The 26,426-nt window shown below is 72.2% G+C and carries 18 protein-coding genes, 5 tRNA genes, 1 pseudogene and 1 riboswitch; of the genes and pseudogenes, 11 read left to right on the forward strand and 13 right to left on the reverse strand.

Annotated features, from left to right (window positions below):
- Positions 1–35 precede the first annotated feature (35 nt).
- The 3 genes from lhgO (at position 36) to TNCT1_RS34160 (ending at position 3,702) form a co-directional block, all read left to right on the forward strand.
- Entirely contained in the window at positions 36–1,253 is a 1,218-nt protein-coding gene (gene lhgO / locus TNCT1_RS34150) for an L-2-hydroxyglutarate oxidase (RefSeq protein ID WP_143639996.1), read from the forward strand.
- A gap of 65 nt (positions 1,254–1,318) precedes the next feature.
- The gene (gene trmB / locus TNCT1_RS34155; protein ID WP_174266548.1) at positions 1,319–2,170 is read left to right on the forward strand and encodes a tRNA (guanosine(46)-N7)-methyltransferase TrmB; all 852 of its coding nucleotides are present in this window, start codon (positions 1,319–1,321) and stop codon (positions 2,168–2,170) included.
- Positions 2,171–2,214: 44 nt separating this feature from the next.
- Entirely contained in the window at positions 2,215–3,702 is a 1,488-nt protein-coding gene (locus tag TNCT1_RS34160) for a PrsW family glutamic-type intramembrane protease (RefSeq protein WP_143639998.1), read from the forward strand.
- Between the two features lie 41 nt (positions 3,703–3,743).
- Here the strand turns inward: TNCT1_RS34160 and TNCT1_RS34165 are convergent, their stop codons facing one another.
- The 5 genes and pseudogenes from TNCT1_RS34165 to TNCT1_RS34185 form a co-directional block, all read right to left on the reverse strand.
- On the reverse strand, positions 3,744–4,691 hold the full coding sequence (locus tag TNCT1_RS34165) for an aldo/keto reductase (protein WP_143640000.1): 948 nt from the start codon (positions 4,689–4,691) through the stop codon (positions 3,744–3,746).
- A gap of 154 nt (positions 4,692–4,845) precedes the next feature.
- Positions 4,846–5,889, reverse strand: a complete 1,044-nt coding sequence (locus TNCT1_RS34170) for a M23 family metallopeptidase (protein WP_143640002.1) — start codon at positions 5,887–5,889, stop codon at positions 4,846–4,848.
- 9 nt (positions 5,890–5,898) lie between these two features.
- A riboswitch (cyclic di-AMP (ydaO/yuaA leader) is annotated at positions 5,899–6,065 on the reverse strand.
- A gap of 235 nt (positions 6,066–6,300) precedes the next feature.
- A pseudogene (locus TNCT1_RS34175) lies at positions 6,301–7,489 on the reverse strand (PP2C family protein-serine/threonine phosphatase).
- Between the two features lie 201 nt (positions 7,490–7,690).
- Positions 7,691–7,764, reverse strand: a tRNA-Met gene (locus TNCT1_RS34180).
- Positions 7,765–7,829: 65 nt separating this feature from the next.
- Positions 7,830–8,963, reverse strand: a complete 1,134-nt coding sequence (locus TNCT1_RS34185; RefSeq protein ID WP_143640004.1) for a dihydrofolate reductase family protein — start codon at positions 8,961–8,963, stop codon at positions 7,830–7,832.
- A gap of 70 nt (positions 8,964–9,033) precedes the next feature.
- Between TNCT1_RS34185 and TNCT1_RS34190 the strand changes: the two genes are divergently transcribed.
- Complete coding sequence (locus TNCT1_RS34190) at positions 9,034–9,573, forward strand: MarR family winged helix-turn-helix transcriptional regulator (protein WP_143640006.1); 540 nt, start codon at positions 9,034–9,036, stop codon at positions 9,571–9,573.
- A 137-nt stretch (positions 9,574–9,710) separates the two neighbouring features.
- A complete protein-coding gene (ribA, locus tag TNCT1_RS34195) occupies positions 9,711–10,355 on the forward strand; it encodes a GTP cyclohydrolase II (RefSeq protein WP_143640008.1) in 645 nt (214 codons plus the stop codon).
- 97 nt (positions 10,356–10,452) lie between these two features.
- Here ribA and TNCT1_RS34200 read toward each other — a convergent pair whose 3' ends face one another.
- The 7 genes from TNCT1_RS34200 to TNCT1_RS34235 all read right to left on the reverse strand — a co-directional run bounded on the left by TNCT1_RS34200 (position 10,453) and on the right by TNCT1_RS34235 (position 18,789).
- Positions 10,453–11,232, reverse strand: a complete 780-nt coding sequence (locus TNCT1_RS34200; protein WP_143640010.1) for an SDR family NAD(P)-dependent oxidoreductase — start codon at positions 11,230–11,232, stop codon at positions 10,453–10,455.
- A gap of 96 nt (positions 11,233–11,328) precedes the next feature.
- The gene (locus TNCT1_RS34205; RefSeq protein WP_143640012.1) at positions 11,329–11,775 is read right to left on the reverse strand and encodes a hypothetical protein; all 447 of its coding nucleotides are present in this window, start codon (positions 11,773–11,775) and stop codon (positions 11,329–11,331) included.
- 31 nt (positions 11,776–11,806) lie between these two features.
- The gene (locus TNCT1_RS34210) at positions 11,807–13,342 is read right to left on the reverse strand and encodes a restriction endonuclease fold toxin-2 domain-containing protein (RefSeq protein WP_235903043.1); all 1,536 of its coding nucleotides are present in this window, start codon (positions 13,340–13,342) and stop codon (positions 11,807–11,809) included.
- A gap of 202 nt (positions 13,343–13,544) precedes the next feature.
- Positions 13,545–13,617, reverse strand: a tRNA-Lys gene (locus tag TNCT1_RS34215).
- A gap of 89 nt (positions 13,618–13,706) precedes the next feature.
- The gene (locus TNCT1_RS34220; protein WP_143640014.1) at positions 13,707–15,233 is read right to left on the reverse strand and encodes an amino acid permease; all 1,527 of its coding nucleotides are present in this window, start codon (positions 15,231–15,233) and stop codon (positions 13,707–13,709) included.
- Positions 15,234–15,416: 183 nt separating this feature from the next.
- The gene (locus tag TNCT1_RS34225; protein ID WP_174266549.1) at positions 15,417–17,600 is read right to left on the reverse strand and encodes a DEAD/DEAH box helicase; all 2,184 of its coding nucleotides are present in this window, start codon (positions 17,598–17,600) and stop codon (positions 15,417–15,419) included.
- Between the two features lie 838 nt (positions 17,601–18,438).
- Positions 18,439–18,789 carry a metallopeptidase family protein gene (locus TNCT1_RS34235; RefSeq protein ID WP_143640018.1) on the reverse strand — a complete coding sequence of 117 codons (351 nt, stop codon included), beginning with the start codon at positions 18,787–18,789 and terminating at the stop codon, positions 18,439–18,441.
- A gap of 83 nt (positions 18,790–18,872) precedes the next feature.
- On the opposite strand from TNCT1_RS34235, the gene TNCT1_RS34240 reads away from it, so the two are divergent.
- From TNCT1_RS34240 to TNCT1_RS34260, 5 genes are all read left to right on the forward strand, one after another.
- On the forward strand, positions 18,873–20,426 hold the full coding sequence (locus TNCT1_RS34240) for a metallophosphoesterase (RefSeq protein WP_143640021.1): 1,554 nt from the start codon (positions 18,873–18,875) through the stop codon (positions 20,424–20,426).
- A gap of 80 nt (positions 20,427–20,506) precedes the next feature.
- Positions 20,507–20,579 (forward strand) — tRNA-Glu (locus TNCT1_RS34245).
- A gap of 36 nt (positions 20,580–20,615) precedes the next feature.
- Positions 20,616–20,690: transfer RNA gene (locus tag TNCT1_RS34250), tRNA-Asp, on the forward strand.
- A gap of 24 nt (positions 20,691–20,714) precedes the next feature.
- Positions 20,715–20,788, forward strand: a tRNA-Phe gene (locus TNCT1_RS34255).
- A gap of 87 nt (positions 20,789–20,875) precedes the next feature.
- Positions 20,876–21,241, forward strand: a complete 366-nt coding sequence (locus tag TNCT1_RS34260) for a hypothetical protein (protein WP_373920527.1) — start codon at positions 20,876–20,878, stop codon at positions 21,239–21,241.
- 40 nt (positions 21,242–21,281) lie between these two features.
- Here the strand turns inward: TNCT1_RS34260 and TNCT1_RS34265 are convergent, their stop codons facing one another.
- Positions 21,282–22,322 carry an ABC transporter permease gene (locus tag TNCT1_RS34265; RefSeq protein WP_143640024.1) on the reverse strand — a complete coding sequence of 347 codons (1,041 nt, stop codon included), beginning with the start codon at positions 22,320–22,322 and terminating at the stop codon, positions 21,282–21,284.
- A gap of 128 nt (positions 22,323–22,450) precedes the next feature.
- Between TNCT1_RS34265 and hrpA the strand changes: the two genes are divergently transcribed.
- Positions 22,451–26,395, forward strand: coding sequence for an ATP-dependent RNA helicase HrpA (hrpA, locus tag TNCT1_RS34270; RefSeq protein ID WP_143640026.1), 3,945 nt, complete (start codon positions 22,451–22,453; stop codon positions 26,393–26,395).
- Positions 26,396–26,426: the final 31 nt, after the last annotated feature.

Genomic DNA, 26,426 nt, shown 5'->3' on the forward strand with positions numbered 1-26,426 from the left:
TTGTCAGTGGCGCAGTGCACTATCGGAGCCGGGAGGTGGTGCGGGTGCGTGAGGGTGCGTACGACTGCGACGTGCTGGTGATCGGAGGCGGGATCGTCGGCCTGTCGACGGCCTACGCGATCACGCGGGCGGCGCCGGGTACGCGGGTGACCGTGCTGGAGAAGGAGCCGGGCCCGGCCCGGCACCAGACGGGGCGCAACAGCGGCGTCATCCACAGCGGCGTCTACTACCGCCCGGGCTCGCTCAAGGCGCGGTTCGCCGTGCGCGGCGCGGCCGAGATGGTGAAGTTCTGCGCCGAGTACGGCATCGCGCACGCCGTCACCGGGAAGCTGATCGTGGCCACCGAGCGGGACGAGCTGCCCCGGCTGCACGCGCTCGTCCAGCGCGGCCGGGAGAACGGCATCCCGGTGCGCGAGCTGGGCGCCGCGCAGATCGGCGAGTACGAGCCGGAGGTGCGCGGGCTGGCCGCGATCCACGTCGGCACGACCGGGGTGTGCGACTTCGTGGGCGTGGCCCGGCAGCTCGCGCGGGCCTCGGGCGCGGAGATCCGCTACGGCGCGCGGGTGGTCCGGGTGGACCGGCGCCCCGAGCGGGGCGTGGCCGTGCTGACCGCGTCCGGGGACGTGGTGCGGGGCCGGGTGCTGGTGAACTGCGCCGGGCTGTACTGCGACGAGGTGGCCCGGCTGACCGGGGACGAGCCCGGGGTACGGATCGTGCCGTTCCGGGGCGAGTACTACGAGCTGGCGCGCCCGGAGCTGGTGCGCGGTCTGGTGTACCCGGTGCCCGATCCGGCGTTCCCGTTCCTCGGCGTGCATCTGACCCGGGGGATCGACGGGGGCGTGCACATCGGGCCGAACGCGGTCCCGGCCCTGGCCCGGGAGGGGTACGGCTGGGGGGTCGTACGGCCCGGGGAGCTGGCCGGGACGGTGGCGTGGCCCGGTTCGTGGGTGATCGCCCGGCGGCACTGGCGCTACGGGGCCGGGGAGCTGCGCCGGTCGGTGTCGAAGGGGGCGTTCCTGACGGCGGTGCGCAGGCTGCTGCCGGCCGCCGAGGAGTCCGATCTGGTGCGCGCCCCCGCCGGGGTGCGGGCGCAGGCGGTGCTGCGGGACGGGACGCTGGTGGACGACTTCCTGATCCGGGAGGGCAGCCGTGCGGTGCACGTGCTCAACGCCCCGTCCCCCGCGGCGACCGCTTCGCTGCCGATCGGCAGGGAGGTGGGGCGCCGGGCGCTGGACATGCTCGGTGCGCTGTGACGTCGCTCCCGGGCCCCGGGCGCCGTCCCGGGAAATCCCGCCGCCGCCGTAAAATCGGTGTCACTGTGTCTGACTCCCTGAACCTCCCCGAAGCCCCCCGGCCCGCTGCCGCCGCCGCGCCGCGGCCCCCGCACGTCCCCGGTGTGTCCGTGCGGCACAGCCGGGCCAAGGGGGAGCCGCGGTTCCCCGACGGGCCCAGGGCCGACCCGGCCGGGTCGCACTTCGAGCGGCGGATCCGCAGCTTCCAGCCGCGGCGGAGCCGGGTCACGGCGGGGCAGGCCGACGCCCTGCAGCGGCTGTGGCCCAAGTGGGGGCTGGACATCGACGGGCAGCGCGTCATCGACCTCGGCGAGCTGTTCGGCGACGACGGTCCCGTGGTGCTGGAGATCGGGTTCGGGATGGGCGAGGCCACCGCGCTGATGGCGGCCGGCGACCCCGGCGCCAACATCCTCGCGGTGGACGTGCACACCCCGGGGCAGGGCAACCTGCTCAACCTCGCCGACCAGCAGGGGCTGTCCAACGTCCGGGTGGCCAACGGCGACGCCATCATCCTGCTCCGGGAGATGCTCGCGCCCGACTCGCTGGACGGGCTGCGGGTGTACTTCCCCGACCCCTGGCCCAAGAAGCGGCACCACAAGCGGCGGCTGATCCAGCCCGAGTTCCTGACGCTGGCCGCGAGCCGGCTGAAGCCCGGCGCGGTCGTGCACTGCGCGACCGACTGGGAGCCGTACGCCGAGCAGATGCTCGAGGTGCTCACCGCGCACCCGGACTTCGAGAACACCCGGGCCGACGGCGGCTTCGCGCCGCGTCCCCCGTTCCGGCCGCTGACCCGTTTCGAGGGACAGGGACTGGACAAGGGGCACGTGGTGAACGATCTGCTCTTCCGCCGCGTACCGCACCGGGACCACCAGGCCTGAACCAGCCGACAGCCCCTCCCCCGGTCACCGTTAGGGTCGATGCCGTGGCCATCAGTCCTCCGTACCCGAGCTACTCACCCGGCCGCGGAAGCGGAACGCACCCGCACTGGTGGCAGCGCCGGTGGGTGCGCTACGGGGCGCTGATCACGCTGCTGGCGCTGTCCGGCCTGGTCATCCTGGCGCTGGTGCGCCGGCAGACCGGCACCGAGGGCTTCCTGGTCGGGCTCGGGCTCGCCGTGCTGCCCGTGCCCTGGCTCCTGGCCGCCTTCCGCTGGCTGGACCGGGTCGAACCGGGCCCCTGGCGGAACCTGGTCTTCGCGTTCGCCTGGGGCGCCTGCGCGGCGGCGCTGATCGCCATCGTGGCCAACAGTTTCGCGACGAAGTGGATAGCCACCTCGACCGCCGACCCGGCCGGCGCCGACACCCTGGGCGCCACCGTGATAGCGCCCGTCGTGGAGGAGTCCGCGAAGGCCGCGGCCGTGCTGCTGGTCTTCCTGTTCCGCAGACGGGACTTCACCGGGATCGTCGACGGCGTGGTGATAGCCGGGGTCACCGCCACCGGCTTCGCGTTCACCGAGAACATCCTCTACCTGGGCACGGCCTTCGGGACCGACCAGCTCACCGGCGGCCGTGGCATCGCCTCCGTCACCGCCGCCACCTTCTTCGTGCGCGTGGTGATGTCCCCGTTCGCGCATCCCCTGTTCACCGTGCTCACCGGCATCGGCTTCGGCGTCGCGGCGCTCTCCACCGAACGCCGGCCCGCCCGGCGCCTGCTGGTGCCGCTCGGCGGACTGCTGCTGGCGATGGGCATGCACGCCCTGTGGAACGGCTCGGCGGCCTTCGGCCAGTTCGGCTTCCTCGCCGTCTACGCCGCCTTCATGGTGCCCGCGTTCGGGCTGCTGACCTGGCTGGCGGTCTGGACCCGGCAGCGGGAGCTGCGCACCGTGCGGGAGGAGCTGCCGGCGTACGTGCGGGCCGGGTGGCTGGGGCCGGCCGAGCCGTTCGCCCTCGGGTCGATGCGGGCGCGGCGCGCCGCCCGGGACCACGCCCGCCGCCACCTCGGCGGGCGGCCCGCCGCGCGGGCCGTCGCGCAGTACGAGGCGTACGCCACCTCGCTGGCCTTCCTGCGGCACCGGGGGCGCCGGGGGCGGGCCGGCGCCGGCGCCGTGGCCCGGGAGCGGGAACTGCTCGCCGAGCTGTGGCGGCGCCGTGAGGTGGCCCGGCCGGCGCTGGAGCACGCGGCCAGGACCGTGGCGCCGGTGCCGAGGGTGACCGCGCACTGGGCACGGTACGGATACCCGGCGGCGCCTTCCGGCCGCCCGGCGGCGTACGGGCACCCCGCAACGTACGGATACCCGGCGGCGTACGGGCAGCCCACGGCGTACGGGCAGCCGAACCCGGCGGCGCCGTACGGACAGCCGGCGCCGCCGCACGGACATCCGGCGACGCCTCAGGGGACCTGGGCGGTGCCGTACGGCGATGCGTCCGGGCCGCCGGAGCCGCACCCCCAGCACAACCCGTACCGGTCCTAGGGCCTGTCTGACGCCAACCCCCGCCCGCTCCCGGCCGTGGATCAGGCGGAGGCCTGGGTCAGCCGGTCCAGGTCCTGCTGCGAGAGCCGCAGCTCCGCCACGCCCAGCAGCGCCGGGAGCTGTTCCACCGTGCGGGCCGAGGCGATGGGAGCCGTGACCGTGGGCTGGGCGGCCAGCCAGGCGAGGGCGACCGTGGCGACGGGGGCGTCGTGGGCGGCGGCGATCTCGTCCAGGGCCGTGAGCACCCGCTGACCGCGCTCGGACTCCAGGTGCTTGGCGGCCGAGCCGGCGCGGGCGCTGTCGACCGTCGTGCCGGGGCGGTACTTGCCGGTCAGGAAGCCGGAGGCGAGCGAGAAGTACGGGACCGCCGCGAGGCCCTCACGGGCGGCGAGGTCCTGCAGCGGCCCCTCGTAGGTGTCGCGGGAGACCAGGTTGTAGTGGGGCTGGAGGGCGACGTACCGGGCCAGGCCCTCCCGGTCGGAGAAGTCGAGGGAGGCCCGCAGCCGCTCCGGGCTGATGTTGGAGGCGGCGATCTGCCGGACCTTGCCCGCCTTCACCAGCTCGTCCAGGGCGCCGACGATCTCCTCCACCGGCACCTCGGGCTGGTCGAAGTGCGTGTAGTAGAGGTCGATGTAGTCGGTGTCCAGGCGCCGCAGGGAGGCGTCGGCGGCGGCCCTGATGTTGGCCGCGCTCAGCCCCTGGTACTCGGGGTGCTGGCTGACCTTGGTCGCGATGACGACGTCGGAGCGGTTGCCGCGGGCCTTGACCCACTTGCCGATGATGGTCTCCGACTCACCGCCCTTGTTGCCCTCGATCCACGCCGAGTAGGAGTCGGCGGTGTCGACGAAGTTGCCGCCGGCCGCCGTGTAGGCGTCGAGGACGTCGAAGGAGGTCTTCTCGTCGGCGGTCCAGCCGAACACGTTGCCGCCCAGGGCGAGCGGGAAGACCTCGAGGTCGGAGGAGCCGAGTTTGCGCAGATGGACAGTCATGCCCTGTTACAACGATCAATCCGGTACCGCTCATTCCGGAACCGCGCGGGGGATCCCGGAACACGGCCGGCGGCCCTGACGCCGGGGGACGGTGTCAGGGCCGCCGGGGAAGCGGTCCGCGGTGCCGGGCGGGGTCAGGAGGCCCCGGCCGGGCTCAGGGGTTGAGGCCCTTGTCGCGCAGCCACGCCATCGGGTCGATGCCGGTGGCGGCGCCGCCGGGGTGGACCTCGAGGTGCAGGTGCGGGCCGGTGACGTTGCCGGTGGCGCCGACGCGGCCGATGACGTCACCGGTGCTGACCTTCTGGCCGACGGAGACGCTGATCGAGGACTGGTGGCAGAACCAGAGCTCGGTGCCGTCGTCGAGGGTGAGGATGGTGCGGTAGCCGTAGGAACCGGCCCAGCCCGCCTCGGTGATGGTGCCGCTGTGGATGGCCTTGATCAGGGTGCCGGTGGGCGCGGCGAAGTCGAGGCCGGTGTGGTGCCCGGAGGACCACATCGAGCCGGCCTGGCCGAAGGTCGAGGTGATCGTGTACGACGAGGTCGGCAGCGCGTACTGCTTGGCCAGCGCGGACAGCCGCTCCTCCTCGGCCTTCTTCTCGGCCGCGGCCTCCGCCTCCTTCTTGGCCTCGGCGGCCTTGGCGGCGGCTTCCTTCTGCGCCTTGGCGGCCGCGTCGGCGGCCTGCTTCTCGGCGGCGGCCGCGGCGGCTGCCGCGGCCCTGGAGTCGGCCTTGCTCTGCTGCTGCTCGGCCTGGGCCATGATCCGGTTGCGCAGCGTCTCGCCCGCGTCGGAGGCGTCCTGCTGGTCGCCGGCGGCGGCGGTGGTGGTGCCGACCGTGCTCAGCGAGGCCTCGGCGGCCTTGGGCGCATCGGAGTGGCCGTCGTCGAAGAGGGAGCCGACGGAGGGCAGGTCCGGCATGGAGATGGACACCGGCGGCTTGCCGGTCTGGGCGCTGGCCATGCCGCCCGCGCCGACGGCCGCGATGACGCCGACGCCGAGGACGGTGGAGCTGCGGGCGAGTCCGCCGCCGCGCTGCTTGGCGACGCGGTGTCGGCCGCGTACGGGGCGGATGGACTCCTCGGTGGGATTCCACTCCTCCCAGGGACCCTCTTCGGCGCGGTAGCCGCCGTAGCCGAATGTTTCGGTGTCACGCTGGCCGGGCACGAATGAGGCCTCGGGGGCAGGCCGGTTGGACGCCACGCGGGCGTTCTCCTTTCCCTCCTCCGCCTACCGGGTTAGCTGACGGGTTCGGAGCAGGAAGGTCTCCTACGCGCGTATACGTACCGGGAACCGGATCGGTTCACGGTGGCATCCGCGTGATTCACCCCAAGGTGGTGGTTCCCCGGTTCCCTCGCGGGATTCGGCGCGTGCGCACGGAGCCGCCTCTGGTGACGGCTGGGACGACCGCGCTGCGTTATCGAACGTTAATAGACCCACCTGTGAGATTCCAAGCCGTTCGGCTTGATCATTAACGCGCTTCGTGATGGACGTAGGCGGCACGACCGGTGGAAAACGGGCGAGTTGACCGGCGTTCATGAGTTACGCCGATTTTGATGGTGACTCAGACGTTAAACGGAGGGCTTCCGTCCGCTCACTTTCGGTCACTTTCCGTCAGGGGCGTCTGACGGCCAGCAGCGCCATGTCGTCCGCCATGCCGCCCGCGGAGTGCCGCCCGACCTCCGCGACGAGCCGGGCGAGCAGCGTGCGCGGGTCGGGGAAGCGGCGCCCGGCGAGCCGGCGCACCGGGTCGTAGAACCGGCCGTGGGCGTCCCGGGCCTCGGACAGGCCGTCGGTGTGGAGCAGCAGGGTGGCGCCGTCCGGGAAGCGGTACCGGGCCGCGCGGTCGGGCCACCGGCCGAGGTCTCCCATGCCGAGCGGCAGCGCGGGGTCGTCCGCAGCCAGGACGCGCAGGGTGCCGTCGGCGTGCAGCAGCAGGGGCGGCGGATGGCCGCGGTTGACGATGCGCACCGCCCCCTCCCCGGGCGGCAGTTCCGCGAGGACGACGGTGGTGAAGCCCTCGGCCGCGTCGACTCCGTCGCGCCGGGCGCCCTCGCGGGCCAGGGCGCGCTCCAGCCGTCCGGCCACCCCCTCCAGCGTGGCCTCCTGCTCGGCGGCCTCCCGGAACGCGCCCAGCACCACGGCGACGGCGGCGACCGCCCCGATGCCCTTGCCCCGCACGTCCCCGACGACCAGCCGCACGCCGTACGGGCCGTCCTGCACCGCGTACAGATCGCCGCCGATGAACGCCCCCTCCTGCGCGGCCTCGTAGCGGGCCGCGACGTCGAAGCCGGCGATGCGGGCGGCGGGCTCGGGCAGCACGGCCCGCTGGGCGGCCTCGGCGATCTCCCGGACGGACGCGAGCCGCCGGTCGCCGAGGCGTACGACACGGTTGATGACGGCGGCCAGCAGGGCGACCGTGGCCACGGTGACCAGCTGGGTGGCGGTGTCGACGTCCAGGCCCGGACCGGAGTGGGCGTGCACCGCGTAGGTGGCGGCCAGCGCGGCCAGCCCGGTGAGGAGCGTGGTGCGCAGCGAGGCCAGGGGCGCGGCGACCAGCGGGGCGGCCGTGAAGAAGGGCACTGCGGTGAAGGCGCGCGGAGTGAGCAGGGTCGTACAGGAGGCCGCCGGCGATGAGCAGGGGGGAGAGGGCGCGGGGCAGGGTACGCGGGCCGGGGCGGCGGCTCCGCTCGGGCGGGCGGGGCGTGCGGCCGGTGCCGGGGTCCGGGTGCGCGGCGGGACCACCGGGGGACCGGCCCCCCGCCCTGGCGCACGGCTTGTCCTCCACCTCACCAGGGCGCACTGCTGGTCTCCCGTGTCCTCGACGTACGACCAGCGTGGCGGGGCCGTGGGAGGCGGGCGACTGCTGTGGCCCGAGCGGATGACCTGCTGTGACGTACGCCACTCGACTCGTGAGGCGGCCTTTCCGGCCCCCGGCCGGGAGCACGGCGGAAAACACCCAGGGCCGGGATCCATGTACTGGATCCCGGCCCTGGGCCTTCAGTAGCGGGGACAGGATTTGAACCTGCGACCTCTGGGTTATGAGCCCAGCGAGCTACCGAGCTGCTCCACCCCGCGTCGTTGTGTCTCAAGCATACGCCATGTTCGGGGTGGTCCGCGCACACGTTTCCGCGCGGCACCGCTCAGGGCAGCAGATGGGCGTTCGGCGCCTTGGCCGGACCCTCGTACTCGGGCAGCAGGACGACGTCCACGCCGGCGGCCGCCAGCACGCCGGTGCCGTCGGCGCCCGGCACGAAGGTGTCCGGCTCGCGCCAGGCCGTGACCACCCGGCGCACCCCCGCGCGCAGGATCAGTTCGGCGCAGGGCGCGGGCCGGGAGGCGCGGCGGGAGCAGGGCTCCAGGCTGCTGTAGACGGTGGCGCCGGGCAGCCGCGGGTCGGCGGGGTCCAGCTTCGCCAGGGCCGCCTCCTCGGCGTGCACCACCGGGTCGCCGCCCTCGCGCGAGTGGCCGCGGGCCAGCTCGTTGCCGTCGGCGGCCACCACCACGGCGCCGACGCTGAACGCCGTGCGGGACGGCGGGCACAGGGCGGCCAGCTCGCAGGCGGCGGCCAGCCAGTGCCGGTCGGCGGCGGCGGGCGCGGGGCCGGCGCCGGGGGCGGTGGGTTCGTAGCGCATGAGGACGACGTCCTCGATCCGGCGAGACTCGGTGAGCCGGAGCCGGCCGCCCTGGTACTCCCCCGGGCCGAACAGGCGCGGGGCGGCCGGGTCGCCGACGAACAGCGGGGCGAGGACGAGCTGGAGTTCGTCGGCGAGGCCCTGCTGGAGGAGCTGGGTGTGGACGGTCCCCCCGCCCTCGACCATCAGGCGCCGCACCCCGCGCACGTCGTGCAGGTGTTCCAGCAGGGCCCGCCAGTCGAGCGAGGGGCCGAGGGGGACCACGTCGGCGGTCCGGCCGAGGGCGCGGGCGGCCCGTACGGCGCCCCGGTCCGTGGTGTACACGAGCTTCTCCCCGCCGGTGTGCCAGAAGACGGCGGCCGGGTCGAGGTCCCCGGAGGCGGTGACCGCGATCTTCAGCGGGTACTCGGAGCGGCCCGCGGCCACCCGGGCGGCGCGGCGCTCGGGCGAGTTGACCAGGAGGCGGGGGTTGTCGGCGCGCAGGGTGCCGGCGCCGATCAGGATGGCGTCCGCCGAGGCCCGCACCTCGTCGACGCGGTCGAAGTCGGCCGGGCTGGAGAGCAGCAGCCGGTCGGGGCCGGTGTCGTCCAGGCAGCCGTCAAGGGAGACGGCGGCGGACAGCAGGACGTACGGGTACGGCATCGGCGCGCTCCCTCGCGAAGACCCCCGGCGGAGTCTTGGTTCAAGTTTGAAACAAACCTACACTGGCGGCATGACGACCCGCTGGCTCACTCCCGAGGAGCAGCGCGCCTGGCGCGCCTACATCGCCGCCTCCCGGCTGCTGGAGGACGCCGTCGACCGGCAGCTCCAGCAGGAGGCCGGCATGCCCCACCTGTTCTACTCGGTGCTGGCCAACCTCTCCGAGGCGCCCGACCGGCGGCTGCGCATGACCGACCTGGCCGAGACGCTGAAGATCACCCGCAGCCGGCTGACCTACGCGGTGACCAGGCTGGAGCGGGACGGGCTGGTGCGCCGGGAGAACTGCCGCCAGGACCGGCGCAGCAGCCTCGCGGTGCTGACCCCGCAGGGGGCGGCCGTGCTGGAGCGTACGGCACCCGGACACGTCGAGACGGTCCGCGCCACCCTGTTCGACCGGCTGACACCCGAGCAGGTGGGGCAGCTGGAGGAGATCTGCGCCGGGGTCGCCAGGGTGCTGGAGGGCGAGGAGACGGGGGCCGCGGCGGAGGACGTGCCGTGGCGGCGGCGGTCGTCGTCCTGCTCCGGGCAGCCGCCGGAGCCGCTCCGCCCCTGAGCACGGTCCGGACCCGGGCGCCCCGTGAGGCCGCGCGAAATGCGTTGCTTGAACTTTTAAGCATGCGGTAGTGTCCCGGACCGAGCCACTGCTTCAAATCTGAAGCAGATGCCAAGGGACGGAACCCGGAGGCCCGCATGTCCGACACCCCCGCCGCCACCCCGCGCGCCCGCGTCCGGGTACCGCTGCACTTCCACGACGGCTACCGCGTCGACGCCGAAATGGTCACCTTCCACGGCCTCGTCGACGGCCAGGAGCACGTGGCCCTGGTGCTCGGCGAGCCCGGGGCTGTTCCGCTGGTGCGGCTGCACTCCGAGTGCCTGACCGGGGACGTCTTCGGCTCGGCCCGCTGCGACTGCGGGCCGCAGCTGCGCGAGGCGGTCGAGCGCATCGCCGAGCGCGGGGGCGTGCTGCTCTACCTCCGCCAGGAGGGACGCGGCATCGGCCTCTACAACAAGCTCGACGCCTACGCCCTCCAGGACCAGGGCCTCGACACCTACGAGGCGAACGCCGCGCTCGGCCTCCCGGAGGACGCCCGCGACTACACGGCCGCCGCGCAGATGCTGGGCGCGCTCGGCGTCGGGGAGCTGGACCTGCTCTCCAACAACCCGGACAAGGCGGAGCAGTTGCGCTCCCTCGGCGTCCTGGTCCGGGACCGGGTGCCGACCGGTGTCTTCACCACGGCCCACAACGTCCGCTACCTGCGCGCGAAGGTCCTGCAGACGCAGCACACGCTGCCGCTGGGTGAGTTGGACGCCCTGCCGGAACTGAGCGCCGGCTGAGCGGGGCCGGACGGCGCCGGGCGCCGTGCCCCGTGCCCCGTGCCCCGTGCCCCGTGCCCCGTGCCCCGTGCCCCCGGCGGGGATGGTCAGGCAGGCCCTAGTGCACGGAGAGGCCGCCGTCGACGAAGAGCGACTGGCCGGTGACGTAGGCGGAGGCACGGCTCGCCAGGAACACCGCCGCGCCCGCGAAGTCCTCGGCCAGGCCGTTGCGGCCCGTCATCGTGCGCGCGGCGAGCGCCGCGACCCGCTCCGGGTCGGCGGACAGACGCGCGTTCAGCGGGGTCATGACGAACCCCGGCACGAGCGTGTTGCAGGTGACGCCGTACGGCGACCACGCCTCCGCCTGCGACCGGGCCAGCGACTCCAGCGCGCCCTTGGAGACGCCGTAGGCGCCGCTCTGCACGAACGCGCGGTGCGCCTGCTGGGAGGTGACGTGGATGATCCGCCCGAAGCCGCGCTCGGCCATGCCGGGCCCGAACCGCTGTCCCAGCAGGTAGGGCGCCTCCAGGTTCACCGCCATGGTGGCGTCCCAGACGTCCTCGCCCAGCTCGCCCATCGGGGGCCGCAGATTGATCCCGGCGCTGTTGACGAGGATGTCGGGCTCCCCGAACACCCCGGCCGCCTCCTCGGCCGCCGCACGCACCCCGTCGCGGGTGCCCAGATCGGCGCCCACCCAGGCCGCCCGGCAGCCGTGTGCCGTCAAATCGTCCACCGTGGCCGCCAGTCGCGCCTCACCGCGCGCCACGACCACCGTGCTCGCCCCGGCCCGCGCCAGGGCCGCCGCGACGGCCCGCCCGATGCCCGAACTCCCCCCGGTCACCACCGCGACCAGGCCGTCCAGCGAGAACAGCTCCGTCAGATACGCCCGCGAACCCATCCCCGCACCCTAGGCCCCACCACCGAAGCCCCCCGAACCGCCCCGCCCGCCGGGTGACACCGGGGCATCCCCGCACGGATCTCCCCACCGTCAGGTTCAGTCGAGGTCGCCCGTCTGCACGAGGTGCTCTGTGAAAGCGGCGGCGATGCGCGGGCGCGTGGCGTCCGGGACGGGAGCATCCGGGAGGTCGGCCTCCAGACCCCATTCCGTGTTGAACATGACAGCCATGCCATCTGGCACCACGACGTTCCTCAGCCAGAGGACGAACCTCGCCGCCGAATGTGCGGTGCAGTCCTTGACCGAGACACCTTCGGGAGACAGCAGTGCCATGCCTTCCAGCTGCTCGTCGTCCAGGGTGATCCCGAAGTGCATCGACGACCCGCTGACGGGACCGTCAGTTCCGTCGTCGACCCGGATGAACTCGTCGGGGTCGCGTTCCCGGAGCAGGGATTCCAGGCCCTCGTAGGTCAGTCCCCAGCTCTGCCCATTCAGCGGGGTGAAGATGTACATGGTGCGCAGTTCCGCGATCTGCTCCGGTTCCATGAGAGTCTGCTTCCTGTGCGAGGGGGCGGAGTCAGGGGATGTAGCGTGCATGGCCCTTGACGCCGTAGGCGGCCATCATGATGCGCCAGTACTGGACGGCTTCCTGGTTGTTGGTGACCGTCTCCACTCCGCGCATCTCCTTGTTACGCGGGTCGCGGAGCGCGGCGGCGTACTTCTTCAGTTCGTCACGATCCGACCGACAGAGGAAGTCCTTCTTTCCGCTCTCGTGGTTCATGCGGAGTTCGTCGAGCGAGCGGTAGCACCGCTGGTTCGGCTTGTTGACGTACTTGGCCTCGATGGCCATCCCGTCGGCCTCACGGAACCCGTCCACCATGAGCGTGTTGTTCGCGCTGTGCCCGGTCGGGATGGGCACTTCGTATTCGGGATAGCCGGCCACCCGCATCTGGTAGGCGACCTCGGCCGGCCTGCCGCCTGAAAAGTCCCCCGTACGCAGGGAGTTCAGCCAGGTCTGGAAGTTCTTCTGTTCGCCGGGCTTGAGTAGCGGGAAGCGTGGGTCTGGCGGAATCTCCGGTGAGATCGGCTGGACTCGTGGGCCGTTCGCGGGGCGGTAGGCGACCGGCACCAGGGTCGGTATGCGGATCAGCGGACCGAGGAGCGGCGGCAGGCCAGGCACGAAGCCGCCGCTGTCCGGCTGCGGCATCGGCACCCTTGCCTTGGAGCTGTCCAGGGCCGGTGGGATCTTGCCGAGGGCAGCGATCCGCATGTCCCCCGCGACGAGTTCATGGAGCCCGCCGTCGTGGCCGTCTCCTCCGAGACTCGGCTGCTCCCACGGCCAGAGATTGTCGAGGGGTGAGGTCTCCTCGTAGGGCAGCCGCCGCTTGGCTGTCTCTATGTGATCGGCGTAGGCGTCGCACGCATTGGCAAGCATCTTGCAGGCGACGGGAAGATTCGCCATGAGCGTCTCGTGCTCGCCGACCTCACCGGGCGGCGGGTTCTTGCCGACGAACTTCTCGAAGAAGCCCGTGACCGTGCTCGCTGCCTCACCGGTCTGCTCCAGCGTTGCGGTCCTCCACGCGGCCTCCGAGTCCCAGTAGGCGTCTTCCAGAATCTTGGACGCCTGACGCCACGTCTTGGCCACAGCTCGAAGCTTGTGGGGCTGTCCCAGGAAACGTTCATTGAAGAAGTACTGATCGACGCCACTGGTCTCGCCGACGACCTCAGGCAGGTCCTGCGCGTTGTGACTGGCCCGCGGGTTGCAGTCCGGGCCGGACGGCTGCGCACCGATCCCCATGTCCAGCGGGCTCTTCCCCAGGAGTTCCGCCGCGATCTTGCTCTCCTGCTTGAGGAGCTCCTCCGACGACTTGAGCAGAGCGCCAGCACCGTTGGCCATCACTTGATGAGCGAAGCCGGACTTGTCGAAAACCGTCGCGACGGCTTCCTTGTGCACCTTGGCGAAGGCCCGGCCCGCATCGTTGTCGCCGGCCATGCCACCGTGCTCGCTGAGTTCCGTAAAGAGGAGACTCAGCATCTCGTAGATCAGGTCACGCAGCCCCACCATCGACCAGGACGCATTGACGAAGTTCGCCGTCTGATGCCGGAGGTCCAACGTTTCCCCCGCTGACCGCTGTGGATACCCAAGGGAACCGTACAAGCTTGCGAACTCGGCCAGTCCTGGATGCACCCGATCCGCAGGGCGTGCGCACCCCCGCTCACGCACGAGCCCGAAAACGAGACAGCGTCCGAGTCAGCCGAAGCCGACCCGGACGCTGCACAGCAGGTCAGAGGGGGTATCCCCCGCCCGCCGTCCGTAGGCCCTGTGGGACTCGAACCCACAACCAATGGATTAAAAGTCCACTGCTCTGCCAATTGAGCTAAGGGCCCGGGCGATGTTGCCTGTCCGAGCATAGCCGGACGCGGCCGGGTCTCCGATCGGGTATCGGCGACCGGCCGCGTCGGCGTGGGGGACGTGGCTAGTTCTCGACCGGTTCGGCCGGTTCGGGGGTGTGGACGCGGGCCGGGCGCAGGAACCAGTGGCGGGCGGAGGCCAGCCACCAGGTGGCGGCGAAGCCCAGGACCACGAGGACGGCCACCGGCGCGTAGTTGAAGGTCTCCCAGGTGACCGGGGAGACCTGCGGGAGCATGAAGAGCACCGTGATGACGGCCACCCAGGTGACGGAGACCAGTCCGATGGGGACCGACCAGCGGCCCAGGTGCCACGGGCCCCGCTCGAAGGCGTCGCCCTTGCGGACGCGGAGGAAGGTCGGGACGACGTAGGCGATGTAGAGGCCGATCACCGCGATCGAGGTGACGGCGGCGTAGGCGGTGGAGTTGATGAGGTAGGGCAGGCCCAGGGCCAGGGCGCCGAACGCGGCCAGCCAGACCGCCGCCACGGGGGTGCGGGTGCGGGGGCTGACGGTGTGCCAGACGCGGGAGAAGGGCAGCGCGCCGTCCCGGGAGAAGGCGTAGATCATGCGGCTGTTGGCGGTCACCGAGGCCATCCCGCAGAAGAGCTGGGCGCCGATCACCACCAGGAGCAGGAGTTTGCCCGCCGTGGCGCCCAGCGCGTCCAGGAGGATCTGGGCGGGTGGCGCGCCGGTCGGGGACGCCAGCTGCTTGTCGTAGGACTGGATGGCGAAGGTGAAGCCGAGGAGCAGGACGAAGCCGGCGATCCAGGAGGTCCAGATGGAGCGCACGATGCCCTTCGGGCCCGCCGTGGAGGCGTCGTGGGTCTCCTCCGTCATGTGGGCGGAGGCGTCGTAGCCCGTGAAGGTGTACTGGGCCATGAGCAGGCCGAGCAGGACGACGTAGAAACCGCTGCCCCAGCCCGTCTCGTTGACGAACTTCGTGAAGACGAAGGACGCCGGCTGATGGTGGTCGGGGACGAGGGCCAGCGCGCCGACGATCACCGCCACGCCCAGGACGTGCCACCACACGCTGACGCTGTTCAGGAAGGCGACGATCCGGACGCCGAAGGTGTTCAACAGGCCGTGCAGGAGCAGGATCGCCGCGAAGAGCAGGACGGTGCGGCCCGGGGTGACCTCGAAGCCGAACTGGAGGTTCAGCCAGGCGCCGAGGAACGACGCCGCGCCGAAGTCGATGCCGGCGGTCACCGCCACCTGGCCCAGCACGTTGAACCAGCCGGTGAACCAGGCCCAGGCCGCCGCCGAGCGGGGCGGTGCCAGGCGGTGGGCCCAGAAGTACAGGCCCGCCGACGTCGGGTACGCCGAGCAGATCTCGGCCATGGACAGACCGACGAACAGAGTCATCAGGCCGACCGCCACCCAGCCCCAGGTGATCACCGCCGGTCCGCCGGTCACCATGCCGAAGAGGTACAGGGTCAGGCAGCCGGACAGGACCGAGATGATCGTGAAGGACACGGCGTAGTTCGAGAACGCCGACATACGGCGGGCGAGGACCTGGGTGTAGCCGAGCTGGGCGAGCCGTTCCTCGTCCGACGGCCCGCCCGTGCCACTCGTCGCTATCGCGTCATCTGTCATGCCCCCAGCGATTCCCTTCCCCATGCCGTGACATGCGTCACAGGGACGCCGTCCTGGCGGCTGGGGCGCGGGGGCGGCCCGTGGCGTGGCCGACGGGAACGGCCGCGGGCCCCGGGAGGAGTTCCCGGGGCCCGCGGCCGTCGTGCACAGGTGGTGGAGACCGGCGGTCAGCCGGTCAGCCGGTCAGCCGTTGCGCTTCCAGCGCGGCTTGTCCTCGCGGCGGCCGAAGGAGCCGGTGCCGCGGTGGTCGTCACGACGGCCGTAGGGGCGGTCGTGACCGGCGGAGCGGAAGCCCGGACGGTCGTCGCGGCGGTCGCGGTTGAAGGGACGGTCGCTGCCCCGGTGGCCGGCGCGGTCGTCGCGGCGGAAGCCGCCGCGCTCGTCACGGCGGTCGAAGGAACGGCCGCCACGGTCACGGTCGGCGGGACGGCGCTCGTCACGGCGCTCGAAACCACGGCCGCCACGGTCGCCCCGGTCGTCGCGGTCGTCGCGGCGCTCGAAGCCACGGCCACCACGCTCGCCACGGTCGTCACGACGCTCGAAACCACGGTCGCGGTCCCGGTCACGGTCGAACGGACGGCGGTCGTCGCGGCGCTCGAAGCCACGGCCACCACGCTCGCCACGGTCGTCACGGCGCTCGAAACCACGGCCACCACGCTCGCCACGGTCGTCACGGCGCTCGAAACCACGGCCACCACGCTCGCCACGGTCGTCACGGCGCTCGAAGCCACGGCCACCACGCTCGCCACGGTCGTCACGGCGCTCGAAACCACGGCCACCACGGTCGCCGCGCTCGTACGGCGCCGAAGCCGCCGGACGGTCCTCACGCTCGCTCTCGCGCTCCGCCGGCTGCTGCGCGGCGGCCTCGACCACGGCCTCCGCCGCGGCCGCCTGGGCCTCGGCGACCGCGGTCTCCGGGTCCTCGCCACGCTCCCGGGCGACCCGGGCGACGAGGCGGTCGGCCTCCTCGCGCAGCTCGGTGGCCCGGCGCTGGGCGCGCTCGAGCTCCTTGGTGAGCTGGGCCAGATCGCGCTCGGCCTGCTGGGCCGCGTTGTTCGCGGACTCGGCCTGCACCTCGGTCATCGACCGGGCGCCGGTGATCTCGGCGACCTCCGGGTCGAAGGCGCCGGCGCCCTGGATGATGTGGCGCGCGGCGTCCACGCCCGCGTCCTCCATCAGCCGGAAGATCTGGCGCCGCTGGTGCGGCAGCGACAGGGAGACGACCGTGCCGGTGCGGCCCGCGCGGGCGGTACGGCCGGCCCGGTGCAGGTAGTCCTTGTGGTCGCCGGCCGGGTCCACGTTCAGCACCAGGTCGATGCCGTCCACGTGGATGCCGCGGGCGGCGACGTCGGTCGCGACGAGCGCGTTGACGTAACCGTCCTTGAAGTCGGCCAGCGTCCGGGTGCGGGCGCCCTGGGTCATGCCGCCGTGCAGCGCGTCGGCCTTCACACCGGCGTCACGCAGCTGCTCGGCGATGCGGTCGGCGCCCAGCTGGGTGCGGACGAAGATGATCGTGCGGCCCTTGCGGGAGGCGATCGCGGCGGTGACCGGCGCCTTGTCCTTGGGCTTCACGATGAGGATGTGGTGCGACATGGTCGTGACGTTGCCCTGGGCGCTGTCGACCTCGTGCGTGACCGGGTCGGTCAGGTAGCGCTTGACCAGCGTGGAGATCTCGTTCTCCATGGTCGCGGAGAACAGCATCCGCTGGCCGCCCGCCGGGACCTGGTCGAGCAGCTCGGTGACCTCGGGAAGGAAGCCCAGGTCGGACATCTGGTCGGCCTCGTCGAGGACGGCGATCTGGGTGTCCTCGAGGGAGCAGGCGCCGCGGTTGATGATGTCGCGCAGCCGGCCCGGGGTGGCGACGAGGACGTCGACGCCGCGCTCCAGGGCGTAGATCTGGTTGCCCATCGACGTGCCGCCGCAGACGACCTTCATCTTCAGGCCGAGGACGTCGCCGTACGGCTGGAGGGCGTCGGCCACCTGCATGGCCAGCTCGCGCGTCGGGGTCAGGATGACGGCACGCGGCCGGTGCTTCTGGGTGCGGCCGCCGGCCAGCGTGGCGAGCGTCGGCAGACCGAAGGAGAGGGTCTTGCCGGAGCCGGTGCGGCCACGGCCGAGGATGTCCTTGCCGGCCAGGGCGTCCGGGATGGTCGCGGCCTGGATCGGGAAGGGGGTGGTCACGCCGTTCTGCGCGAGCTTGCGCACGACGCCCTCGGGGAGACCGAGGTCGGCGAAGGTGATCTGGGGGGACTGGGGGGTGTCAGCGGTCTCGGCGACCTCGGTGATCTCGGTCGTCCCGGCCACGAGCTCGTCGTTGACGTTCTCGTTCTCGGGCATGACGATCTGATCAGTACTGGACACGGACATGCGAATGCGAAACCTTCCGGAGTCTCTTCGGCACGCGCCCGTCAACTCCGTGATTCGCATACGACCGCCTCAATGCGGTCCGCCACGGCAAAGGAGAGTACGCGCCACACGGCGCGCTCTGTGGTGGCGCCGGGCAAATGGGATCAAACGATCTACCACCATACGCACCCACCACCCCCAAACGCAAACCGCTCTCATCGGCCCAGGTCAGCGGCGCCCCGACCGCCACACCTCACACCGGCACCCCCGCGGCGGGCGCCGGCACCCGCCGCACCAGCTGCCCCCGCGCCTCCTCATGGGCCGACGAGGACGGCTCCGCCGACGGCGGCTCCGAACTCGGCGCGGGCGGCGTCGACACCGGCGGCTCGGGCGGCGCCGAGGTCGCCGGGGGCGACGACTGGGCCTTGGTGGGCGCGGGATCCCCCGGCTGCGAAGGCTTCCCCGGCTCCGCCGGCGCCGACGGCTCACCGTCCTCCCCGGACGGCGACGCCGAGGCCGAGGCCGACTTCCCGGGCTTCGCCTTCCCCCCGTGCTCGTGCTTTCCGTCACCCCCCGGACCGTCGTACCCGGAGCCGCCCCCGCCACCGCCCGGCGCACCGTCCGGCGCCCCGCCGTCACGCCGCCCCGCCGAATGCGCGGGACGGGCCCCGCCGTCGTCGTCACCGACGCTCACACATCCCGCGGCCACGGACACCGCGAGCGCCGTGAGGGCCAGACGGACGGGTACGTAACAGCGGCGCACGGCGGCCACCTCCGGAGGCGGGAAAGGAAGTCAACCTCCCCAACTCCCGCCGCCCGCAAGAGGACACGCACCGCGCCCGAACCGGCTCCGGTCCGCTCACCCGTACCCGAGCGCGTGCAGCCGGGCGTCGTCGATGCCGAAGTGGTGCGCGATCTCATGCACCACCGTGACCTCCGTCTCGGCGACGACGTCCTCCCGTGACCCGCACATCCGCAGCGTCGGCCCCCGGTACACCGTGATCCGGTCCGGCAGCACCCCCGCGTACCACTCGCCCCGGTCCGTCAGCGGCGTCCCCTCGTACAGCCCGAGCAGCTCCGGATCGTCGGCCGGCGGTTCGTCCTCGACGAACACCGCGACGTTGTCCATCAGCCGCGTCAGTTCCGGGGGAATCCGGTCGAGCGCCTCGGCGACCAGTTCCTCGAACTCCTCGCGCGTCATCTCCAGCACACGGTCATTGTCCGGTACGGAACGGCCCCAGGAGTCGGTCGGACCGCCGCATATCCGCGCCGGGGGGTGGGCATACGGCCCCAATGGTCCGCGCCCCCCTCGCAGCCCTGACCCGCAGGCTCCACCGCAAGCCCGGCCGCACCCGCGCCGGCGGCCTCCCCGACCTCGAACTCGCCGCCCGCCCCCGCACCTGGGCCAACGCCCTCGGCCTCACCGCCGTCGTCCTCGTCGGCGCCTGGCTCGGCCTGCTCGTCGTCGGCAACGTACGGGCCCCGGTCGGGCCGATGAACACCACCATGGCCCTGCGCCCCTCCCTCTCCGGCGGCACGAAGATCAACGTCTCGCCGCTCGGCGCGCTGACCCTGGACAGCCATGTCGCCCCGGTCCGCCTGGACGTCAACGTCGACCAGCTCGACCCGCTGCGCGCCCAGGCCCTCGTCGACCACCCCGAACGCATCTCCGGCCTCCAGGACGAGGTCGCCCGGGACGTCGAGCACGGCACACTCGACCTGGCCCTGCGCTCCTGCGCCGCCGTCGTCACCGGCGCCACCGCCCTCGGCCTCGCCGTCTACCGCCGCCCCCGCCGCGCCGTCACCGCCGGCGGACTCGCCCTCGCCCTGCTCGCGGCCTCCGGCGCCTGCGCCTACGCCACCTGGAACCCCAAGTCCGTCCTCGAACCGCGGTTCTCCGGACTGCTGTCCTCGGCGCCGTCCGTGGTCGGCAACGCGCGCAGCATCGTCACCGAGTTCGACGTCTACCAGAAGGAGCTGGCACGCCTGGTCACCAACGTGACCAAGCTCTACGACGTCACCTCCACCCTCCCGGCCTACCAGCCGGACCCGGCCACCCTGCGCGTGCTGCACGTCTCCGACATCCACCTCAACCCGGCGAGCTGGAAGATCATCGCCTCGCTGGTGAAGCAGTACAAGGTCGACGTGATCGTCGACTCCGGCGACACCATGGACCACGGCACGGCGGCGGAGAACGGCTTCCTGGACCCGATCGCCGACCTCGGCGTGCCCTACGTCTGGGTCCGCGGCAACCACGACTCGCGCGCCACCCAGCGCTACCTGGAACGCATGAAGAACGTCCACGTGCTGGACGACGGCCGCGCCCGCACCGTCGCCGGCCTGCGCTTCGCCGGGATCGGCGACCCCCAGTACACCCCCGACCGCTCGGTCGCCACCGGCGGCGACGCGGCCGAACGGCTCGCCGGCGACCGCCTGGCCTCGGCCCTGCGCGACCAGCGGGCGGCCGGGACCCCGGTGGACGTGGCCGTCGCCCACGAACCCGTGGCCGCCCGCGAGACGGACGGCACCGTCCCGCTCGTGCTCTGCGGCCACCTGCACCACGAGGGCACCGAACTGCTGAAGTACGGCACCCGGCTGCGCATGGAGGGCTCGACCGGGGGCAGCGGCCTGCGCGCGGTGGAGGGCAAGTACCCCGACCCCATCGAGGCCTCGATCCTCTACGTCGACCGCGACAGCCGCCGCCTCCAGGCCTGGGACGAGATCAGGCTCGGCGGCCTCGGCCTGACCACGGCGGAGGTCAGCCGCCACCTCCCGCACGAGGTCTTCGACCACCGCCGCTCCGGCACCACCCCCGCCCCGGACACCGCCTCCCCCGCCTCCCCGTAAACCGTTTTGGCGAACCCCGCCGCCATCCCATATGCTTCTCACGTCCCCGACGCGCTGAGAAGCGCCCAGGCGGGCCGATAGCCCTCATCGTCTAGCGGCCTAGGACGCCGCCCTTTCAAGGCGGTAGCACGGGTTCGAATCCCGTTGGGGGCACGCAATACCGTGTGCGACACTGTTGCACGCAAGCTTGGTCCTGTGGAGCAGTTTGGAGTGCTCGCCACCCTGTCAAGGTGGAGGCCGCGGGTTCAAATCCCGTCAGGACCGCTGAGGCTTCCCCGGAAGCCTCGTGGCTGGGTAGCTCAGTTGGTACGAGCGATCGCCTGAAAAGCGATAGGTCGCCGGTTCGACCCCGGCCCCAGCCACAACGAAGGCCCCGATCCCCGGATCGGGGCCTTGTTGCGTTCCGGCCGTCCCGGTTCCCCCGCTCCGCGAGTCGGTGGCGCCGGGCGGTGCGGGGCGCTACGTTCTCGCTGCTGGAGAGGGCCGCCGGAACGGGGGACGAGATGGGCCGGGACGAGGCGCGGGTGGTTCGGGACGTGGAGCTGGAGAAGTACCGGGCCCGGTACGGGCTGCTCGCCGTCGTGGTCAGCAACGTCGCCATCGCCGGGGTCGCCGCCTTCGGGGTGTGGCGGCTGGGCGGGGACAAGGCCGTGATCGTCAGCGTGCTGACCGCCGCGTTCACCGCGGTGAGCAGCGTGACCACCGCCTACCTCGGCATCAAGGCCGTGTCCAACACCGCGCGGTCGATCGCGCTCGGCGACGCTTCCGCCCGGGCCGGAAGGGCGGCGGCGCCCGCCGACCCGCCCGCCTCCTAGGCGGTCCGACCCGCCCGCTTTCCAGGCGGTCCGGTCCGCGTCAGGCCGGGCGGCCGCCCGGATGGCGGTGGCGCCAGATCAGGAAGACCGCGCCGGAGACGACGGCCCAGCCGGCCAGCACCAGGAACGGGTAGGCGTGCTGGTGGCCGCGGAAGTAGACGGCGGTGTGCTGGGCGTTCACCGACGCGCCCGGCGGCAGCCAGCGGCCGACGGTGCCGAGCGGGGACGGCAGCAGCGGCCAGGAGACGGCGCCGCCGGACGAGGGGTTGCCGAGGAGCACCATCAGCCCCCAGGTGGGCAGCATGGCCCAGCGGCCGACCAGGGTGTTGAACATCGTGAACACCATGCCGCTCGCGAACATCGTCAGGGCGAGGATCAGCCAGGACTCGACGAACGGCAGTTTCACCGCGCCCAGCAGCCAGTCCACCACCGCGGCGATGGTGAACCCGCCCAGCAGGGCGTAGGCGACGGTGAAGGCGATGCGCTCCATCGGGTTCAGGGCTCGCGCGTGCACGCTGAGCTGGATGGAGCCGACGAAGCCGATGATCACGGCGGCCAGCGAGATGTAGAAGATGGCGAGGCCGCGCGGGTCGCCCCGCTGGAGGGGCTTGAGGTCGCGCACGGCGACGGCGGTGCCGGTGGCCCGGCTCACCTTCACCGCCGACTCCCCGAGGAGCTGGGCGACGCCGGCGCCGGACGCCGAGGAGACGTCCAGGGTGATCGCCCGGCCGCCGTCGGTCGCCTCGATCACCGCGAACACCTTCTGCTCGTCGACGGCCCGTACCGCGCCGGCCCGGGTGGGGTAGGGCCGCAGCGCCAGGGAGGCGTCCAGGGCCTGCTCCATGCCGTCGATGAAGCGCCGGGCGGCGGGTTCGCCGTGCGGGCCGAGGACGGCGGCGGGGATGGTGTGCGGGGTCGGGTTGGCCATCGCGTAGGTGTAGGAGCCGGCGAAGAGCCCGGCGGCGGCGGCGAGGATCAGCAGCAGGACGGTGGCGGGCAGGAAGGGCGACTCGCGGAAGGCGGCCCAGCGCTCGGCCCGGGTGGGCGGACGGCCGTGGGCGCCGTGCGGCGAATCGGACATGTCGCCCACGCTAGATCATCCCTGCGCCCGGCGGCGGCATGACGGCACCCGCCCGGCACGGGGCCGTACGCGGCCCGCGGGCAAATCGTTCGCCAGGGATTTCCGTGAGGTGAGATCCTGGACCGCGTATGTCTACGCATCCCGCCCCCGCCCTCGGCACCCTCGCCACCCGTCTGACCGAGCTCTCGCTGCGCGACGCGCACCGGCTCGGCCGGCGGCTCGAGGGCGCGCGCAAGATCCGTAAGCCGGAGGCCCGCGCCGCCGTCATCGCCGAGATCGAGGGCGAGGTGGGCAAGGCCGAGGCCCGGATGGACGAGCGGCGCTCCCGGCTGCCCGCGGTCGGCTATCCGGAGCAGCTTCCGGTCAGCCAGAAGAAGGACGACATCGCCGCCGCCATCCGGGACCACCAGGTGGTGATCGTGGCCGGTGAGACGGGTTCGGGCAAGACGACCCAGATCCCGAAGATCTGCCTCGAGCTGGGCCGCGGCGTGCGCGGCATGATCGGGCACACGCAGCCGCGGCGGATCGCCGCGCGCACGGTCGCCGAGCGGGTCGCGGAGGAACTGCGGACGCCGCTCGGGGAGGCCGTCGGCTGGAAGGTGCGTTTCACCGACCAGGTGAACCCGGACGCCACGTTCATCAAGCTGATGACGGACGGCATCCTGCTGGCGGAGATCCAGACGGACCGTGAGCTGCGCGCCTACGACACGATCATCATCGACGAGGCCCACGAGCGGTCCCTGAACATCGACTTCCTGCTGGGGTACCTCGCGCAGCTCCTGCCGCGCAGGCCCGACCTGAAGGTCGTCATCACCTCGGCCACCATCGACCCCGAGCGTTTCTCCCGGCATTTCGGCGACGCGCCGATCATCGAGGTCAGCGGGCGGACGTATCCGGTGGAGGTGCGTTACCGGCCGCTGCTGGAGGAGGACTCCGAGGACGCGGACCGGGACCAGATCACCGCGATCACGGACGCCGTCGAGGAGCTGATGGCGGAGGGGAAGGGCGACATCCTCGTCTTCCTCTCCGGAGAGCGCGAGATCCGGGACACCGCCGACGCCCTCACCCGGAAGAACTACCGGTTCACCGAGATCCTGCCGCTGTACGCGCGGCTGTCGCACGCGGAGCAGCACCGGGTGTTCCAGCCGCACACCGGCAGGCGGATCGTCCTGGCGACCAACGTCGCGGAGACGTCCCTGACGGTGCCCGGGATCAAGTACGTCATCGACCCGGGTTTCGCCCGGATCTCCCGGTACAGCCACCGTACGAAGGTGCAGCGGCTGCCGATCGAGCCGGTGTCGCAGGCGAGCGCCAACCAGCGCAAGGGCCGCTGCGGCCGTACCTCGGACGGCATCTGCGTCCGGCTGTACAGCGAGGAGGACTTCCTCGCGCGGCCGGAGTTCACGGACGCGGAGATCCTGCGGACGAACCTGGCGAGCGTCATCCTGCAGATGACCGCGGCCGGCCTGGGCGACATCGAGAAGTTCCCCTTCATCGACCCGCCGGACCACCGCAACATCCGTGACGGCGTGCAGCTGCTGCAGGAGCTGGGCGCGCTGGACCCGGCCCAGAAGGACCCGCGCAGGCGGCTCACGGACACCGGCCGCAAGCTGGCCCAGCTTCCGGTCGACCCGCGGCTGGCCCGGATGGTGCTGGAGGCCGACCGGAACGGCTGTGTCCGCGAGGTGATGGTCATCGCGGCGGCGCTGTCCATCCAGGACCCGCGCGAGCGCCCGGCGGAGAAGCAGGCCCAGGCGGACCAGCAGCACGCCCGGTTCAAGGACGAGACCAGCGACTTCCTGGCGTACCTGAACCTGTGGCGGTACGTGCGCGAGCAGCAGAAGGAGCGGGGTTCCAGCTCGTTCCGGCGGATGTGCAAGCAGGAGTACCTGAACTTCCTGCGGATCCGCGAGTGGCAGGACATCTACACGCAGCTCCGCACGGTCGCCAAGCAGATGGGCATCCACCTCGCCGAGGAGGACGCCCCGGCCGACCGCGTCCATGTCTCGCTGCTCGCCGGACTGCTGTCCCACGTCGGGATGAAGGACGTGAAGGACGGCAACAAGAACGAGTACCTGGGCGCCCGCAACGCCAAGTTCGCGATCTTCCCGGGTTCGGCGCTGTTCCGTAAGCAGCCGCGGTTCGTGATGTCGGCCGAGCTGGTGGAGACCAGCCGGCTGTGGGCCCGGGTGAACGCGAAGATCGAGCCGGAGTGGGTGGAGCCGCTCGCCGGCCACCTGCTGAAGCGCACGTACAGCGAGCCGCACTGGGAGAAGGACCAGGCGGCGGTGATGGCGTACGAGAAGGTGACGCTGTACGGCGTGCCGATCGTCGCCCAGCGGAAGGTGAACTACGGCCGGATCGATCCGGAGGTCTCCCGCGAGCTGTTCATCCGCAACGCGCTGGTGGAGGGCGACTGGCGCACGCACCACAAGTTCTTCACGGACAACCGCAGGCTGCTCAGCGAGGTCGAGGAGCTGGAGCACCGGGCGCGGCGCCGGGACATCGTCGTGGACGACGAGACGCTGTTCGACTTCTACGACCAGCGGGTGCCCGAACACGTGGTGTCCGGCGCCCACTTCGACTCCTGGTGGAAGCGCAAGCGGCAGGAGCAGCCCGAATTCCTGGACTTCGAGCGGGAGATGCTCATCCGGGAGTCGGCGGAGGCGGTCACCAAGGCCGACTATCCGGACACCTGGCGCCAGGGCCCGCTGAAGTTCCGGGTGACGTACCAGTTCGAGCCGGGCGCGGACGCGGACGGCGTCACCGTGCACATCCCGCTGCAGGTGCTCAACCAGGTCACCGACGAGGGCTTCGACTGGCAGATCCCGGGGCTGCGGGAGGAAGTGGTGACGGAGCTGATCCGCTCCCTGCCCAAGCCGGTCCGCCGCAACTACGTGCCCGCGCCGAACTACGCGAAGGCGTTCCTGGAGAAGGCGGTCCCGCTCCAGGAGCCGCTGACCGTGACGATGGCGCGCGAGCTGCGGCGCATGGTGGGCGTGCCCTTCGACGCGGAGGACTTCGACTGGTCGAAGGTGCCCGACCACCTGCGGATCACCTTCCGCATCGTCGACGAGCGGCGCCGCACGCTCGCCGAGGACAAGGACCTGGAGGCGCTGCGGCTGAGCCTGAAGCCCAAGGCGCGCAAGGCGCTCTCGCAGGCCGCCGCGGCCACCGCGTCCCGGCAGGGCGGGGAGTCCCTGGAGCGCACGGGTCTGACCGACTGGACGATCGGCGCGCTCACCCGGGTCTTCGAGACGCGCCGGGCGGGGCAGCCGGTGAAGGCGTACCCGGCGCTGGTGGACGACGGCGACACGGTCTCGGTGCGGCTGTTCGACACGGAGGCCGAGCAGGCCGAGGCGATGTGGCGGGGCACCCGCCGGCTGATCCTGCGCAACATCCCGGTGAATCCGGCGAAGTTCGCGAGCGACCGGCTGACGAACGCCCAGAAGCTCGCGCTGTCGGCGAATCCGCACGGCTCCGTGCAGGCGCTCTTCGACGACTGCGCGATGGCGGCTGCGGACAAGCTGATCGGGGACTTCGGCGGGCCGGTGTGGGACGAGGAGTCGTACCGGAAGCTCTTCGACAAGGTGCGCGCGGAGATCGTCGACACGACGGTCCGCGCGGTCGGGCAGGTGCAGCAGGTGCTGGCCGCCTGGCAGGCCTGTGAGCGCCGTCTGAAGGCCGTTCGCAGTCCCGCGCTGCTGGCGAACCTGACGGACGTACGCAAGCAGCTCGACGCCCTTGTGAAGCCCGGTTTCGTGACGTGGGCGGGGACAGGGCGGCTGCCCGACCTGATGCGCTACCTGGTGGCCGCGGACCGGCGCCTGCAGCAGATGCCGACGGGCGTCCAGCGGGACACCACGCGCATGGAGAAGGTCCACGAGATGCAGGACGAGTACGCCTGGTTGCTGGAGCAGCTGCCGCAGGGGCGGCCGGTGCCGCAGCAGGTGCTGGACATCCGCTGGATGATCGAGGAGCTGCGGGTCAGCTATTTCGCCCACGCGCTGGGCACGGCGTACCCGGTCTCGGACAAGCGGATCGTGAAGGCGATCGACGCCGCGGCGCAGTAGCCGGACGGGCACGGTGGGTGAGTTCGACCAG

This window comes from Streptomyces sp. 1-11 (assembly GCF_007176755.1).
Lineage (GTDB): Bacteria > Actinomycetota > Actinomycetes > Streptomycetales > Streptomycetaceae > Streptomyces.